12 protein-coding genes are annotated in these 15,506 nt (G+C 60.6%); 5 read left to right on the forward strand and 7 right to left on the reverse strand.

Annotation, left to right across the window (positions count from 1 at the left end; translation table 11 throughout):
• Positions 1-329 precede the first annotated feature (329 nt).
• On the forward strand, positions 330-1,526 hold the full coding sequence (locus tag AB5Y47_RS02780; RefSeq protein ID WP_043156079.1) for an NnrS family protein: 1,197 nt from the start codon (positions 330-332) through the stop codon (positions 1,524-1,526).
• Here AB5Y47_RS02780 and AB5Y47_RS02785 read toward each other — a convergent pair whose 3' ends face one another.
• Positions 1,527-2,099 carry a helix-turn-helix domain-containing protein gene (locus AB5Y47_RS02785; RefSeq protein ID WP_043156077.1) on the reverse strand — a complete coding sequence of 191 codons (573 nt, stop codon included), beginning with the start codon at positions 2,097-2,099 and terminating at the stop codon, positions 1,527-1,529.
• Positions 2,100-2,212: 113 nt separating this feature from the next.
• Here AB5Y47_RS02785 and AB5Y47_RS02790 point away from each other — a divergent pair, with 113 nt between their 5' ends.
• Both AB5Y47_RS02790 and AB5Y47_RS02795 read left to right on the forward strand, forming a co-directional pair.
• Positions 2,213-3,364 (forward strand): benzoate/H(+) symporter BenE family transporter, encoded by a 1,152-nt coding sequence (locus AB5Y47_RS02790; protein ID WP_043156076.1) that lies wholly within the window; start codon positions 2,213-2,215, stop codon positions 3,362-3,364.
• 147 nt (positions 3,365-3,511) lie between these two features.
• Positions 3,512-4,576, forward strand: a complete 1,065-nt coding sequence (locus AB5Y47_RS02795) for a DUF3103 family protein (RefSeq protein WP_368219786.1) — start codon at positions 3,512-3,514, stop codon at positions 4,574-4,576.
• 63 nt (positions 4,577-4,639) lie between these two features.
• On the opposite strand, the gene metF is transcribed toward AB5Y47_RS02795, so the two are convergent.
• Positions 4,640-5,536, reverse strand: coding sequence for a methylenetetrahydrofolate reductase (gene metF / locus AB5Y47_RS02800; RefSeq protein ID WP_010674220.1), 897 nt, complete (start codon positions 5,534-5,536; stop codon positions 4,640-4,642).
• Positions 5,537-5,863: 327 nt separating this feature from the next.
• Here metF and AB5Y47_RS02805 point away from each other — a divergent pair, with 327 nt between their 5' ends.
• Positions 5,864-6,655, forward strand: coding sequence for a GNAT family N-acetyltransferase (locus tag AB5Y47_RS02805; RefSeq protein WP_043156071.1), 792 nt, complete (start codon positions 5,864-5,866; stop codon positions 6,653-6,655).
• 60 nt (positions 6,656-6,715) lie between these two features.
• Here the strand turns inward: AB5Y47_RS02805 and AB5Y47_RS02810 are convergent, their stop codons facing one another.
• The 3 genes from AB5Y47_RS02810 to AB5Y47_RS02820 form a co-directional block, all read right to left on the reverse strand.
• Complete coding sequence (locus AB5Y47_RS02810) at positions 6,716-8,179, reverse strand: extracellular solute-binding protein (RefSeq protein ID WP_042864821.1); 1,464 nt, start codon at positions 8,177-8,179, stop codon at positions 6,716-6,718.
• Between the two features lie 8 nt (positions 8,180-8,187).
• A complete protein-coding gene (locus AB5Y47_RS02815; RefSeq protein ID WP_039040116.1) occupies positions 8,188-10,167 on the reverse strand; it encodes a methyl-accepting chemotaxis protein in 1,980 nt (659 codons plus the stop codon).
• 196 nt (positions 10,168-10,363) lie between these two features.
• A complete protein-coding gene (locus tag AB5Y47_RS02820) occupies positions 10,364-10,975 on the reverse strand; it encodes an OmpW family outer membrane protein (RefSeq protein WP_010674216.1) in 612 nt (203 codons plus the stop codon).
• A 325-nt stretch (positions 10,976-11,300) separates the two neighbouring features.
• Between AB5Y47_RS02820 and AB5Y47_RS02825 the strand changes: the two genes are divergently transcribed.
• Positions 11,301-11,426, forward strand: a complete 126-nt coding sequence (locus tag AB5Y47_RS02825; RefSeq protein WP_010674215.1) for a hypothetical protein — start codon at positions 11,301-11,303, stop codon at positions 11,424-11,426.
• Positions 11,427-11,542: 116 nt separating this feature from the next.
• Here the strand turns inward: AB5Y47_RS02825 and uvrA are convergent, their stop codons facing one another.
• Entirely contained in the window at positions 11,543-14,371 is a 2,829-nt protein-coding gene (gene uvrA / locus AB5Y47_RS02830) for an excinuclease ABC subunit UvrA (RefSeq protein WP_039040117.1), read from the reverse strand.
• Positions 14,372-14,463: 92 nt separating this feature from the next.
• A complete protein-coding gene (locus AB5Y47_RS02835; protein WP_010674213.1) occupies positions 14,464-15,102 on the reverse strand; it encodes a LuxR C-terminal-related transcriptional regulator in 639 nt (212 codons plus the stop codon).
• Positions 15,103-15,506: the final 404 nt, after the last annotated feature.

Raw genomic sequence — 15,506 nt, forward strand, 5'->3', positions numbered from 1 at the left:
TCACGCTTATCGCGTTGAGGAGGCGCATCTTACGCTCCTCACTTCGAAAGTCAAGCGGTTGTTTTCGCTTTTCTTTCGGCGCCCACTTCCTAAGGAAGCTGGCTCATCAGTTCGGCGTGGACCGCCGTGCTGGTAGGGGCGCATTATAGGGAGCCGCGCCGTGATGACAAGGGCTTTTTCACCGAAAAGAACCGTTCGCTCAGATATGCAGCAAAGCGGTTCAATTTCGTTCGCATCACCACCATTTCGGGCTGTCATTGGATTTAAATTGAACATTTGAAAAGCCACTTTATAATTGGCTTTTAAAATGTTCAATTAAGGTTTCATTCATGCACCAGATCCTGGATAGCCGCAAAGAGGAGAGAATCGTTCCTTTGTTCCGCCTCGGGTTTCGGCCTTTCTTCCTGTTCGGCGCCTTGTTCTCGGCTTTGGCGATGCTGGGCTGGCTGGGGCAGCTCAACAGCTGGTTCGCTCTGCCCGGGATTGCCAACCCCATCTGGTGGCATGCACATGAAATGCTGTTCGGCTTTGGTGCCGCCATAGTGGCGGGTTTTCTGCTTACCGCCGTCCAGAACTGGACCGCTCACCCAGGTGTACGCGGTTGGCCGCTGGCACTGGTCGTGGGATTGTGGGCCATCCCGAGAGGCCTGCTCCCCTGGTTTGGAGAAAGCAATGTCACTCTGATGGTCATGGACCTGGCCTGGTTGCCCCTCTGTACGTGGTTCCTCGCCAGACCCATCATAGTGACGCGCCAGTGGCGCAATCTCTTTTTTGTTCCCCTGCTTCTCGTGTTGACCCTGCTCAATACCGCTTGCTGGCGGTGGCATGCCGAATGGCCATTGGTGGAACATATCCTGCTTGCAACCGTGCTCCTCTTCACAACCCTGATTGCCGTCATGGGAGGACGTGTCATTCCCTTCTTTACCGCCAGAGCCACTGGGACGGAAAAAGCATTACCACTGCCGTGGCTGGAGCGCATTGCCCTCGCGTCTCTGTGGCTCATCCTGCTGCTCTGGTTGGTGCTCCCGACACAGTGGGTCATCGGAATTCAGATGTTCCCTCTATATATAGTGGCGGCAGGGGCTCACCTCTACAGGCAGCTGCGCTGGCGACCCGGAACCACGTTGGCCCAGCCCCTGCTGTGGTCGCTTCACCTGGCCTACCTCTTTATCCCACTGGGGCTGACCGCCCTGGCGGCACGCACGGCTGGCTGGCCGATTGCCTTGTCACTGGCCAGCCATCTGTTCAGCGCGGGCAGCATGGGGGCCATGATCCTCGCGATGATAGCCCGTGTATCCCTCGGACACAGTGGCAGAGCCCTGCAGATAGGACGCAGGATCACGGCGGCATTTGCACTGGTGATCCTGTCCGCGCTGTTGCGGGTCTTGCTCCCTCTCTTTTGGCCAAATCTCACCCTCACGGGATGGAACCTCAGCGGATGGAGCTGGGTTGCCGCCTACGGTCTGTTCATCTGGGTTTATACCCCCATACTGACCAGTCCCAGAGCGGATGGCCGCCCCGGCTAATCATCGCGTGGCCATGGACGGATAGTGGATCAGATTGTGGAAGATGGCGGGAGCGACCCCAAGATTGCGATAGCCATGGGTACGGTCCGCTGCAAACCGGACTGCCTCACCCTGATCGAGGGAACGCCACGCTCCGTCAACCAGTACCTCCATCACACCGCTGATGACGATGACATGTTCGGTCACTCCGGGTTCATGGGGTTCTGACTCCCGCTGGTATCCAGGTAGCAGGGTCAGTTCGAACAACTCGAAACCAAAGCGGGCCTCATAGGGGAAAAGCGGGGCAACCTGCATCCCCTCTCCCGCCGGCTGCTGTCGAATATCATCGGCAATACGGTATACCGTCTCTCCCTGTGCCGCTGGTGTCGGCTCAATGAAACTGGAGAAAGAGACCCGAAAACCGGTGGCAATCTTCCACAATGTTGCCACCGTCGGACTGGATTCACCTCGCTCGATCTGTCCCAGCATGGCCTTGCTCACCCCCGTTTCACGGGCGGCCATATCCAGGCTCCATCCTCTTTCAGTGCGCAGCCCTTTCAATCGCTGGGCCAGATAGCGACTCATCTCCTGCATCTGTTCTCCGATTTCTTCGAGCCATATTGTGCGCCATAACGCACAGCGTTATAGTCCAAACCACATTGTACGCAATAGCGCACAAGCTATCAGCATCCACAAGGAAGTTTCCCATGCCCCTAGCCCTCCCCCACATGGTCGCGGGACTCATCGCCGTATTGGTGGGTTACACGAGTTCTGTCGTCTTGATCATCCAGGCCGCCACGGCCGCCGGTGCCGATGCAGCCCAGGTCTCTTCCTGGCTATGGACACTGGGTATCGGCATGGGGGTCAGCTGCATCGGCCTCTCCCTTTATTACCGGGTGCCTGTCTTGACGGCCTGGTCCACCCCGGGTGCCGCCCTGCTCATCACCAGCCTGGGGAACTTCAGTCTGGCTGAAGCCATCGGCGCCTTCATCATCTCTTCACTGCTGATCACCCTCTGCGGTATCAGCGGCTGGTTCGACAGGCTGATGCGTCACATTCCCGCCCCACTGGCGGCCGCCATGCTGGCCGGAGTCTTGCTCAGGTTCGGGCTGGATCTCTTCAAGGTGGCACCGCAAGATCCTCTGCTGCTTGGCACCTTGCTACTGGCTTTCTTGCTGGGTCGCCACCTCTGGCCCCGCTACACCATGGTGCTGGTCCTGGCTGCCGGCATACTGCTCTGCACCCTGAGGGGCGAGCTGCAACTCAACGAGGTTCACTGGCAACTTTCCACCCCGGTCTGGATCTCGCCAGCCTTTTCCATCGACGCCCTGCTCGGCATCGCACTCCCGCTCTTTCTCGTTACCATGACCTCGCAAAACATGCCGGGCATTGCCATCCTGCGCGCCCACGGCTATCAACCTGCCACTTCTTCCTTGATTGGCTGGACCGGATTCATCGGCGTGCTGCTGGCACCGTTTGGCGGCTATGCCTTCAACCTGGCCGCCATCACAGCCGCCATCTGCATGGGCAAGGAAGTGGATCACGATGTCACTCGACGCTGGCCTGCTGCCGTGTGGGCTGGATGTTTCTACCTGCTCACAGGCTGTTTCGGTGCCACCGTGGTTGCCCTGTTCAGCGCATTCCCTGCGGTGCTGGTCACCTGCGTGGCCGGGCTGGCGCTGCTCGGCACCATAGGCAGCAGCTTGCACAGCGCCTTGCAGCAGGACGAGGAGCGGGAAGCCGCGCTACTGACTTTCCTCGTGACTGCCTCGGGGATCACCCTGCTCGGGGTCGGGTCTGCCTGCTGGGGATTGCTGATCGGAGTGACATTGCATCAAGTCAACCGGCTCCGCTCCTGACCTGACCATCTGGGGAGACTCCAGTGAGACGCAGCACATAATCCTGAGAAGAGCGTTCACATATGAACCTTATTCCTTTCTAGTGAGAAAACGGCGCAGATCCTTCCCGACAAGCGCCGTTGTCAGACTCAATACTGGAGAACGAAGATGAGGAATCAGGCTGTCATTTTGTTACTGGCACTGCTGGGCGCCACCACGACCCAGGCTGCCGACACCGATCGGGAGCTGGCACGCCAGCTCGCGCTGCAGCAGAAGAACCTGCTGCCACTCCTGCACAATCAGGAATACCAGAGCCCGCTGCCCAACCTGCTGCCAAAGGCCAGCCCGCGTCTGAAGCGCCAGGCTCGGGATGCCAACCAGGCGGCCATCAGTCGGCAAGGGCTGGATGGCGAGGTCAGGGAACTGATGCAACTGCGGCTGGCCAATCCGGATCAGGCGGATGCACTGCAACAAGGGGTTGAGCCACTGGTTGCCTACATACCAAGTGGTGACGAAAAGAGCTGGAGCGCCATCGAGGCGTTCGACAGCGCCGGCAGCCCGATCTATCTCGATGTGAACCAGCCGCCGGCGCGGCCGGTACTGGTGGTGGAGGCCGATCCGGTAAAAGCCAAGAATGCCGGCCTGAAGGTGATGCGAAAGGCGCTGGCTGCCGCCGACATGCAGGTGACGCCCCGTGCCACCAGCAACACCACGCCCCTCAAGACCAGCATTCTCAAGAAGATCAGGCTCAACGATGATCAGGAGCCCTGGCTGCTGGGCGCCGCCGAGGTCTATGCCGTCGTGGTCGGGGTCAATCCTGGTAGGGACGAGCCCGTGGTAGATATCGTCGACATGCCCTATCTCGACTACGACAACACCGACTACACCCCCAACCAGATCCTGGTCTATTGGGATCGCTACCGCTGGGGAGCCGTCGACGTGGTCATGATGGAGCAGGATGACAACGTCAATTACAAGGCGCTGAGTGCCCTCCTGATTGACGCACTCAAACTCGGCTTCACTGCGGGCGGCGTACCCGAGGCCCTGCCCTTCCTCGACCTCGGCGGTCGTATCGTCAAGGCACTTCCGGACTCCTGGATGACCAACAACGACGACTACCTCGACACCTTCTATACCCTGGAGCAGGACCAGAGCTATCACCAGTATCCCGGTGCCGCCGGCAATGCAGTCATCGATCTCGAGCCCAGGGAGATCCAACCAACCCGGCCCTGACTGTCGCTCAAAATAAAAAGCCAATGAGAAGACTCATTGGCTTTTCTGTATCAGAGCCGCGGATCAGGCCTGACCTTTCGGCCTCACACCCAGTGTGTGACAGATGGCGTAGGTCAGCTCTGAGCGGTTCAGGGTATAGAAGTGGAAATCCTTCACCCCTTCCTGACTCAGCACACGCACCTGGTCGATGGCAATGCTGGCTCCCACCATGTTGCGAGTCATCTGATCGTTTTCCAGCCCTTCGAAACGCTGGTGCATCCAGCGCGGGATCTTCACGTTGGTGAAACCGGCAAACTTGGCCAGGGTCTGGTAGTTGGAGACCGGCAGTATCCCCGGCACGATCTCCGCATCGATACCGATGGCGGCGCAGCGATCCCGAAAACGCAGATAGGTCTCCACATCGAAGAAGAACTGGGTAATGGCCCGGTTGGCACCGGCATCTATCTTGCGCTTGAGGTTGAGCAGGTCGGATTGCGCACTGCGAGCCTCGGGGTGGCCTTCCGGATAGGCGGCGACCGAGATATCGAAATCGGCTTCGGATTTGAGCAAGGCGACCAGGTCGGTGGCATACATGTCAGGCTTGTCGAGGCCGGGAGGCAAGTCTCCGCGCAGGGCCACGATGTGGCGAATGCCGCTGTTCCAGTAGTCACGGGCAATGGTGCGCAACTCGTCACGGCTGGCATCGATACAGGTCAGGTGCGGGGCGGCGATGAGCCCGGTACGCTCCTTGATGTCCTTGATCACCTTGTGAGTGCGGTCCCGGGTGCCCGAATTGGCGCCATAGGTCACAGAGACGAATTTGGGCTCCAGCACCTGCAGGCGCTCGATGGACTGCCAGAGGGTGTTCTCCATCCCTTCGCTGTTGGGCGGGAAAAACTCGAAACTGACCGATATGTCGCCACCCAGATCCGCCAAACTCTGGTTGAGTGCCTCAACCTGACGCGCGCTGTGAAATCCCATCTGCTCTCTCCCTGTCCTGCAACCCATTCCTTCACGCCAAAACGGATGTTTGGACGTCTAAACGTCTTTCTATCTTTATGATAAAACGGATCAAAGTCAATACCGATTTGTCAGCGACAAGGGGGATTGCCGATTTTTTTATTTTGCAATTCAACCTAAGTAATGAGCGACCCCATCCCAAAATGCTGTCAGGCACGCTATGATGCGGGCGGATCGTCCTGGACGTTCTGAATCTGCGTGTGATTGTTTGGCCGGGTTTCCCGGCCTTTTTTTAATTTCTTTCCCCGCCTGCCGATAAGCAATTCAAGCGTTTGCAGGAGCCCCATCATGGAAGATCACCCCGGTTTTGCCACCGATCTGCTGTTCGATCGCTATCAGGGCGAGGTGACGGATCATGATGCGTTCTGGACCGTGCGCACCCCGGGCTCTCCAGACTACTACTTCGGCAACTACCTGTTGCTGCCCACCCCCCCAAGCGATCGTGACAAGGGCTGGCTCGAGGCCAGTTTCGACAGGCTGATTGGCTGGGATCCCCGTATCCGCCACCGCACCTTCCAGTGGCCCCTCGCCGCAGGCCAGAACAGCCGGGTCGCCGGGTTCGTGGCGGCGGGATACCAATACATGGAGTGCGTGGTACTGGCGCTGGGTGCAATGGAGTGGCAAGCCCCCACCGGCAGCGACCTGGCTCCGGCTCGCCCGTTCACCGCGGCAGACTGGGATCAGTGGCTCGCCTTCGAGCTGGCAGAGCGGGATCCCGCCCATTCGGAGGAGCGCTATCTTCCCTATCTCTTGTCACGCCGCCAGCTCTATCAGGCCATGATCGATGACGGGCTCGGACAGTGGTGGGGGTTATGGCACCAGGATCAACTGGTTGCCAGCTGCGGACTCTTCTTCACCGGCACCCTGGGACGCTTTCAACTGGTGCGCACGCACGCAGAGTGGCGAAACCGGGGGCTCTGTCGTCTGTTGCTGAGCCAGGTCGCACGCCAAGGACTGGCACGGGCCAGTTCGCTCATCATAGTGGCAGACGAGCACTATCACGCCCAGCGGGTCTATCGCACTCTGGGTTTCGTGCCGGTGGCCCGTATTGGCAGCCTGTGCCGCTTGCCACGGGAATGACAGGTCATCACGCAGATGAAGAACGGGAGGCCAAGGCCTCCCGTTCTTCATGGTGAACCATCAGGGCTGTGCCCCCTCCAGTTCGCTGGCGAGCGCCTCCTCCACTTCGGCAGGAGGCGCTGGAGCGACGGCTCCGGACACCGGTACTGACGGAGGCTGGGTCGCGCTTGCTCCGGAAGGCGCTTGTCCATCCGGCACCACAGGTGCAGCAGGTTCGGTCCCGATGGCACCCGACACAGGGACGGCAGGCACGCTCGCCTCACACTGACACTCCTGTCCCTTGCCCTGGTTGCCCTGATGGGGGGCATACCACCCTTTCAACCCCTGTTCCAGGCGATCGGCCGCCGCCTTGGGTGCCACGGTTCCCAGCAATACCTGCTGGCTCACCTCGGCCAGTTCATCCCCGAGCTTGGGAGTGCCGCGGGAGAGGATCTGGGTGGCAACCCGGATGGTGGAATCGCACTGATCCCGCCACTCCATCATCTCTCTGGCCGCCGGATTGGTGGCTTCAAAGAAGTGGTTGGAGAGCGAGAAGAAGCCGGGCAGCGAGTTGGTATAGAGCTCGGCAAACTGGGGAGTGGTCAGCCACTGCAGGAAGGTCATGGCGGCCTCCTTGTTCTTGCTGGCCGGATTCATCCCCATACCGATATCGGTGTGATCGGTGAAGAAACAGCCATCCCCCTGCTTTGCCACGGGCGGGCGCATGACACCGAAGTCCACCTTGCCGGTGAAGGGGGCAATCTCCCAGGATCCCGCCGCATAGAAGGCAGCCTTGCCCGAGGTGAACAGCTCGTTGGTGGTGGCGTAGTCGCGGCTCTCGCCCCCCTCCCCCAGGTAGTCACGCCAGCGGGCCAGCTCCTCGAACACCTTGACGTATTGCGGGTTGTTGAAGCGCTCCTGGCCCCCGATCAACGCCAATCGACCATCCTCCCCCTTCCAGTAGTTGGGGCCTATGTTCTGGAAACCGAGCTCGGAGGCAACCCAGCTCTCCGAGCCGCTCACGGCGAGGGGAACATAGCGACCATCCGCCTTCACCTTGTCCAGGGCCGCGAAGAATGCCTCGCGGGTCTGGGGAACCGTCAGCCCCAGCTCACTGAAAATCTTCTTGTTGTAGAAGAAGCCGTGAATCACCGATGCCATGGGTACGCAGAAAGTCTGGGCGCCACTGTCGGTCTGCCAGGGGGATTGGGCAAAGCTCGGGAAGTTCTCCATCCCCGCCATCTCGCTCAGCTCCACCAGATGGCCCGCCTTGAACAGGGCCAGGGAGTCGTCAAACGGGCGGCAGGTGATGAGATCCCCCGCCTTGCCCGCCTTGAGGCTGGCCCAGAGGGTCGGCATGTACTCGACGTTCTGCACCCCGTTGAATTTCACCTGAATACCCGGGTGGGCGGCCTCGAATGCAGGAATGATCTTCTGTTCCCACAAGGCCTTGTCATCTATGCGCCAGCTCTCTATCACCAGCTCGCTGGCCATCAGCTGGCCACACAACAGGAGACTCAGGGCCCCGATCCACTTGTTAGCCATAAGTCCTCCTACACCTTGAAATGGGCGATCAATTGCTGCTGCTTGGCAACCAGATCCGCCAGCACCTCACTGCTGCTGGCCGATTCCCGCGCCTCCCGCTCGGTCTCGTAAGCCACATCCGCAATGCCGGCGACATGACGGGCAACCCCCTGACTCACGGAGATCTGTTCCTGGGCGGCATGAGCCACCTGATCCGCCATCGCCTTGATGGCACTCATCCGCTCGGCAATGGATTGCAACGCCTCGTCCATCACCCGGGTCTGGGCCACGCAATCCTGGGTCTGCTCCTGGCTGCGTGCCATCACGGCCACCACGTGCTTGCTGGAACTTTGCAGGTTCTCGATCATGGCCTGGATCTCCTCGGTCGAGGTCTGGGTCCGGTTCGCCAGTGCCCGCACCTCGTCCGCCACCACCGCGAAGCCGCGACCGGCGTCCCCCGCGCGGGCCGCCTCGATGGCCGCGTTCAGCGCCAGCAGGTTGGTCTGCTCGGCGATGCTGCGGATCACGTCGAGGATACTGCCGATGTTGTCGCTGAATTCCCCCAGCTTGTGGGTGATGCCGACCGCCTCTTCCATGGCACCCGCCAGTTGTTCGGTGATCTGGCGCGTAGTCGCCACCTGTTTGCGTCCGGCGCGGGCCTCTTCGTCCGCCAAGTCCACCTCGCGCTTGGTGCCATCGGTGGAACGCGCCACCTCGGTGGCACTCACCTCCAGCTCGGTGATGGCGGCAGCCACCTGATCGGTCTGGCTCTTCTGATCCTGCACCCGTGACATGGCCCGCTCGCTGATCTCGGCGGCGCGGCTCGCCTCGTCCACCAGATGGCGCGAGCCGGCATTGATCTGGGCGAGCAGCTCGCCAGTCTTGTCTGCCAGGGTATTGATGGAGCGGGTCAGGCTGCCAAATTCGCAGCGGCTCTGGTAGTCGATGCGCCGGGTCATGTCACCCGTAGCCATGCGATCCAGCTCCCGATCGATGAGTTGCAGCGGACGCTGGATACTGCGGGCCGTGGTGTAACCGATGAGGAGCGCGGCGGCCGCGGAGATGGCAGACACGATCAGGATCCAGGCGCTGGCGCTGCTGACGGCGTCATCCGCCCCGACCCGGCTCGCGCTGGCAATGCTGCCCGCCGATTTGGCCATCTCGTCCAGCAGCGCCAGGCTGTTGACCAGACTGGTGTCGAGCTGCTGGTTCAGGGACTGCAGCGAGGCCGCCAGTTGCTGGCCATTGCGCATGGTCGCCAGCAACCCTTTCGGGCCGAGGGCCAGCTCCTGCATCCGATCGAGGTTGACGATGAAACGCTGCCTCACGTCATCGGGCACCTGCACCCGTTCGAGCCGTTTGCGTGCCATCTCGATATCCTTGCCGAGCACCTTCTCCAATTCATTGAGATCGGTCTTGGCATCGGCCCGGCGGATGTTTTTCAGATCCCGGGCAATGCCGGAGGTGATGAGTTCGGCCTTGTTGCGCATGGAGCGTTTGCTCGCGGTCTGCTGCAGCAACAGATCGGCGGCCCACTGGTAGGTATCTTCCAGCCGGATGAACGCCAGCTCCAGTTCATGGCGCCGATCGAGTGCGGCCACCCACTGACCGTGCTGGGTCAGCACCTGATCCGCCAACCCGTAGAACTCGCGGGTCGCCCCGTCGACCTGGCGAAACCGCTCGCTCGCCTCGGCCACCCCGTCAAACCGGGCCATCTCCTTGCTCTGGGCCAGGAAACGCTCCTGCTGCGCCTTGAACTGGCTGGCCAGTTGCGGCAACTGGGCCGCCTCCTCGCTGGTTCTGTAGGTGAGCACCCAGCGGTTGCTGTCCTGCAGTGCGCCCTTGAGCCCGGCGACCGCGATCACCAGGGGGGTGGCACGATCAGAAACCTGGGAGAGCCCCTCGTTGATCCCCCGGATCTTCAGAATACTGATGAAGCCGAGCAGAACCAGCAACAACAGCATCAGCACGAAGCCGGCGATGATCCGCTGCACAATAGATAAACCCATGGAGGCATCCTCACTCGTTGGGGAAAGGGGTGAATGCCGAGGTTATCGGCAACGGGATGCAATGGAATAGCGGTTCGTGACGCGATGGCGGGCCAGATCACAGTTGGCGTGACATGGCAGGCAGAAAAGGGCCCGAACAGAGCCGGGCCAAAGAGACATGCTTGTTGTCATGGCCGTGCACCGGCCACGTTTGTCATCAGAAGCGGTAACCGACGCCGAACATGAAGGCCACCGGATCGATGGAGGTGTTGATGGTGCCCACGGCGGTATGCACATCGGTATCGATGTCGATGAGCCAGGCAGAGGCGTTGACGAACCAGCGGTCATTGATCGCCATGTCCAGGCCCACCTGACCCGCCATCCCCCAGGAGGAGTCCACGCTCACATCCGTCCCGGCCAGGGCACCGCGCCCTTCCTCGTCGAAGAAGGTGGTGTAGTTGATACCGGCACCCACATAGGGGCGCACCTTGCTGTTGGCATCACCGAAGTAGTACTGCGCCATCAGGGTCGGCGGGAGGTGTTTGACCTTGGCGACCTCACCCAGGCCGGCAGTCGACACCGAGTGGGAGAAGGGGGTCGCGGCCAGCAGCTCGACACCCCAGTTGTCCGTCAACATGTAGGAGAGGGTCAGGCCAAGCTGCATGTTGCTGTCGATCTCCAGCTCGCCCGTCCCCAGCACGTTGTCACTGCTGGTCTGGGGAGAGACGAACGCCAGGCCACCACGGACCAGGATGTCACCGGCCTGATGTGCCATGGCGACGGGGGAAGCAAAAGCGGCTGCGATTAACAGAGGAAGGATCTTTTTCATCACATTATTCCTTTTTTGTTTTCTTTCTATGTTGCAAGCCCGAAAACTATAAAAGGATGTGAATGGCCGGTTATTGATTTAGCTCAATAGTTATCAAGAAATAGATAGATGTACACGGCAGCTTTGATTGGACAATCAAACCGCAGATGAAAATAAAAAGTCATTCAAATACATGATGATGCCTTAAATTACCGCATCAGCATGAAATGTAAAATACCAATTAAATACACCTTAAACACCTTCATATCACCTTTCAATTGTTGTTTAATTATGCCCCGGGGCGTATTTTATTAATGCGATGTAACCACGCTGTAATTTGAATTTTATGAAACCACAGACACGCAAAGACAAAATTCTCGGCATTCTTGCCGCCATCTGGGGGATAGGTTCCTTCCTCTTCATTCTGCTGGGTTTCCTGTTCGCCCTCGCCTTCCTGATGCTGACACACTGAGTCTGCCGGACGAGTCCCTCTTTTCTCCCTCTCATCCCTGGCCGGGCGCCAGACCGGCGCACCTCGCCCACCGGCCAACAAAAAAGGGGCCTTGGCCCCTTTTTCTCGAGTGACGCTTATTTCTCCAGTAGAGGAGCGAGGAAGCGCGCCGTGTGGGACTCCTTGCAACGGCTCATCTCCTCAGGCGTACCCGTCACCAGGATGCGGCCACCACCAGCGCCCCCTTCCGGGCCCAGATCAACGATCCAGTCCGCGGTTTTGATGACGTCCAGGTTGTGCTCGATGATGACGATGGTGTTGCCCCGATCCCGCAGTTGGTGCAGTACCTTGAGCAACTGCTGGATATCGTGGAAGTGCAGCCCCGTGGTCGGTTCGTCCAGGATGTAGAGGGTCTGGCCGGTGTCCCGCTTGGAGAGCTCCCGCGCCAGCTTGACCCGCTGCGCCTCGCCGCCAGAGAGCGTGGTAGCGGACTGACCGAGGCGGATGTAGGAGAGGCCCACGTCCATCAGGGTCTGCAGCTTGCGCGCCACCGCTGGCACCGGATCGAAGAAGGCACGGGCATCTTCCACCGTCATCTCGAGGATCTCGTGGATGTTCTTGCCCTTGTACTTCACCTCCAGGGTCTCGCGGTTGTAGCGCTTGCCCTTGCAGACGTCGCACGGCACGTAGACGTCCGGCAGGAAGTGCATCTCCACCTTGATGACCCCGTCCCCCTGGCACGCCTCGCAGCGTCCCCCCTTCACGTTGAAGGAGAAGCGGCCCGGCTGGTATCCACGGGAACGCGCTTCCTGGGTGCCGGAGAGCAGCTCGCGGATCGGGGTGAACAGGCCGGTGTAGGTGGCCGGGTTGGAGCGCGGGGTGCGTCCGATGGGGCTCTGGTCGATATCCACCACCTTGTCCAGATGCTCCAGCCCCTCGACGCTGCGATAGGGCGCAGGTGTGGACTCGGTGGCCTTGTTGAGCTCGCGGTGGGCGATGCGGAACAGGGTGTCGTTGATCAGGGTCGACTTGCCGGAACCGGAGACGCCGGTGACGCAGGTCATCACTCCGATGGGCAGATCCAGGTTGACGTTGCGCAGGTTGTTGCCGCTCGCCCCTTTCAATTTCAGCCACTTGCCGGTGAGCGGGGTGCGCTCAGCCGGGATGGCGATCTGCTTGCGCCCGGAGAGGTAGTCACCGGTCAGAGACTCGGGGTTCGCGATGATCTCCTCCGGCGTCCCCTGGGCGACGATGGCACCGCCGTGCACGCCAGCCCCCGGGCCGATGTCGAGCACATGGTCGGCGAGGCGAATGGCATCCTCATCGTGCTCCACCACGATCACGGTGTTGCCGAGATCACGCAGGTGAGTCAGGGTCTTGAGCAGCCGCTCGTTGTCCCGCTGATGCAGGCCGATGGAAGGCTCGTCCAGCACGTACATGACCCCCACCAGGCCAGCCCCGATCTGGCTGGCCAGCCGGATCCGCTGCGCCTCGCCGCCGGAGAGGGTCTCTGCACTGCGCGACAGGCTCAGATAGTTGAGGCCGACGTTCACCAGGAAGCCGAGCCGCTCGACGATCTCCTTGAGGATCTTGTCCGCTATCTGGGCACGCTGACCGGACAGGTTCAACCCTTCGAAGAAGGCCAGGGCATCGCCGATGGACTGCTCGGCGATAGCCGGCAGGTTGCGATTGTCCACGAAGACGTGGCGGGCTTCTTCCCGCAGTCGGCTGCCACCGCAACTGGTACAGGACTTGTTGGCGATGTATTTGGCCAGTTCTTCCCGCACCGCGTTGGATTCGGTCTCCCGGTAGCGGCGCTCCATGTTGTGCAGGATCCCCTCGAACGGGTGCTTGCGCACCACCACGTCGCCGCGGTCATTCATGTAGCGGAACTCGATCTCGGTGCGCCCGGAACCACGCAGGATCACCTCCTGGGTCTTGAGCGGCAGATCCTCCCAGGGGGTCTCCAGGTCGAACTTGTAGTGATCGGCCAGGGATTTGAGCATCTGGAAGTAGTAGAAGCTGCGTTTGTCCCAACCACGGATGGCGCCGCCGGCCAGGCTCTGGCCCGGATCATGGATGAGCTTAGCGGGATCGAAATACTGCTGCACCCCGAGACCGTCACAGGTGGGGCAGGCCCCCGCCGGGTTGTTGAAGGAGAAGATCCGGGGCTCCAGCTCCGACATAGAGTAACCGCACTCGGGGCAGGCGAAGTTGGCGGAGAAGGTCATGGGGGCAACCCCATCCTCCCCGTCCATCGGCACCACCAGCACGATGCCGCCGGAGAGAGTCAGCGCCGTTTCGAACGATTCGGCCAGGCGCAGGGCCAGGTCATCGCGCACCTTGAATCTGTCCACCACCACCTCGATGGTATGCTTCTTGTGCAGCTCCAGGGCGGGAGGATCCGACAGATCGCACACTTCGCCGTCGATGCGGGCGCGGATGTAACCCTGGGCCGCCAGGTTCTCCAGCAGCTTGGTGTGCTCCCCCTTGCGGTTGCGCACCACGGGGGCCAGCAGCATCAGCTTGGCGCCTTCGGGCTGGGCCAGCACCTGATCCACCATCTGGCTGATGGTCTGGGCCGCGAGCGGAATGGCGTGGGTCGGGCAGCGTGGCTCGCCGACCCGGGCGAACAGCAGCCGCAGGTAGTCGTAAATCTCGGTGATGGTGCCAACCGTCGAGCGCGGGTTGTGGGAGGTGGACTTCTGCTCGATGGAGATGGCAGGCGACAGCCCCTCGATGTGGTCCACGTCCGGCTTCTCCATCAGGGAGAGGAACTGGCGGGCATAGGCGGAGAGCGATTCCACATAGCGGCGCTGCCCCTCGGCATAGAGGGTATCGAACGCCAGGGAGGATTTGCCCGAACCGGACAGGCCGGTGACCACGATCAGCTTGTCACGTGGCAGGATCAGGTTGATGTTCTTGAGGTTGTGGGTGCGGGCACCCCGGATCACGATTTTTTCCATCTTGTTGCGCGCTCGATACGGGAACCAGAGCGGGCCAGTATGGCATAGAGACTACTGGATGAATAGACAGTCTTTCCTTCCGTACCCCTTCCTCAGAGATACTCCTTGGCCCAGCTCACCGCCTGCAACCGGTTCTTGACGTTCAGCTTCTTGAAGACGTTGTAGAGATGGGATTTGACGGTGTGTTCGCTCACGAACAGGCTGTCGGCGATCTCGGTGTTGGAGGCCCCCGTCATCAGGTGACGCACGATCTCCTGCTCGCGGGCGGTCAGCAGCGTCTGCTGACGCTGAGGTTGCCCGCTCCCCTTGCGGTAGTAGTCCACCAGGTCGCACAGCAGGTGGCGAGGGATCCAGTACTCCCCCTGCAACACCTTGCGGATGCCGAAGACCAGCCTGTCCAGCGTGTCCTGACGAAAGAAGAGCCCACTGGTATGGGGCCACATCAGCAGCAGCTCTTTGTTGGTGCTGGTCGGGGCATTGAGCAACACGGCACTGGCCTCGCCAAAGCGCTGGCAGATGGCATTGCTCCACAGCTCCTGCTGGGTCGACTTGAGATAGTCCAGATCGATCAGCAGCAAGGTTTTGGGGGCGCCCTCTGCAACGTCTGGCAGGTCATTCAGCTCCCCCACCAGCAAGATGGGCAGACCAAGCTCTTCACTGAGGTGACGCTGGAAACGGGAGGCTTGTGCGTTATTTTCGGTGATCAGCACCAGGAGGGAGTCGGGCGTCATCAAGAGAACTTCCTTGCACATTCGAGTCGGGGCTTTTTGGCAAGGAAGAGTACCAATCCCCCTCCCGGCTGCAGCATTAAAAAAGTATTAGACGCATCGGTGGCTCCTTTGAAGCCCAGCAATTTTCCAGCCAATACAATTGGCTAGCACGCCCCCCCCATTTGGGGGGTCAAGTAGTGCCGGTGCGCACCATAACAGCTCCGCCCTCTTCACGCAGCCTGCCCCAGCCGCCTCCCCTTGCTGGTGGCACCTTACCTCGGGTAAGTTACTCAAGCTGTGGCGATCCATTGACGCCACAGTGGCAGGGAAGATGTGCGCTCATGCCCGTCAACTGGTACTATGGCGGCCAAACGCTGCGGCCGATCCATGACGCCTCTGCCGGCAAGCTCCGGCGCAGCCAGGAC

Origin of the sequence: Aeromonas sp. R7-2, assembly GCF_040908105.1 — a bacterium.
Classification (GTDB): Bacteria; Pseudomonadota; Gammaproteobacteria; order Enterobacterales; family Aeromonadaceae; genus Aeromonas; species Aeromonas caviae.

Bases quoted from the DNA above. Each gene is read 5' to 3' on its own strand.
- AB5Y47_RS02820 (WP_010674216.1), bottom strand. From the start codon at position 10,975: ATGAAAAAGATCCTTCCTCTGTTAATCGCAGCCGCTTTTGCTTCCCCC.
- AB5Y47_RS02805 (WP_043156071.1), top strand. From the start codon at position 5,864: ATGGAAGATCACCCCGGTTTTGCCACCGATCTGCTGTTCGATCGCTAT.
- AB5Y47_RS02790 (WP_043156076.1), top strand. From the start codon at position 2,213: ATGCCCCTAGCCCTCCCCCACATGGTCGCGGGACTCATCGCCGTATTG.
- metF (WP_010674220.1), bottom strand. From the start codon at position 5,536: ATGGGATTTCACAGCGCGCGTCAGGTTGAGGCACTCAACCAGAGTTTG.
- AB5Y47_RS02835 (WP_010674213.1), bottom strand. From the start codon at position 15,102: ATGACGCCCGACTCCCTCCTGGTGCTGATCACCGAAAATAACGCACAA.
- AB5Y47_RS02780 (WP_043156079.1), top strand. From the start codon at position 330: ATGCACCAGATCCTGGATAGCCGCAAAGAGGAGAGAATCGTTCCTTTG.
- AB5Y47_RS02810 (WP_042864821.1), bottom strand. From the start codon at position 8,179: ATGGCTAACAAGTGGATCGGGGCCCTGAGTCTCCTGTTGTGTGGCCAG.
- AB5Y47_RS02825 (WP_010674215.1), top strand. From the start codon at position 11,301: ATGAAACCACAGACACGCAAAGACAAAATTCTCGGCATTCTTGCCGCC.
- AB5Y47_RS02795 (WP_368219786.1), top strand. From the start codon at position 3,512: ATGAGGAATCAGGCTGTCATTTTGTTACTGGCACTGCTGGGCGCCACC.
- AB5Y47_RS02815 (WP_039040116.1), bottom strand. From the start codon at position 10,167: ATGGGTTTATCTATTGTGCAGCGGATCATCGCCGGCTTCGTGCTGATG.
- AB5Y47_RS02785 (WP_043156077.1), bottom strand. From the start codon at position 2,099: ATGCAGGAGATGAGTCGCTATCTGGCCCAGCGATTGAAAGGGCTGCGC.
- uvrA (WP_039040117.1), bottom strand. From the start codon at position 14,371: ATGGAAAAAATCGTGATCCGGGGTGCCCGCACCCACAACCTCAAGAAC.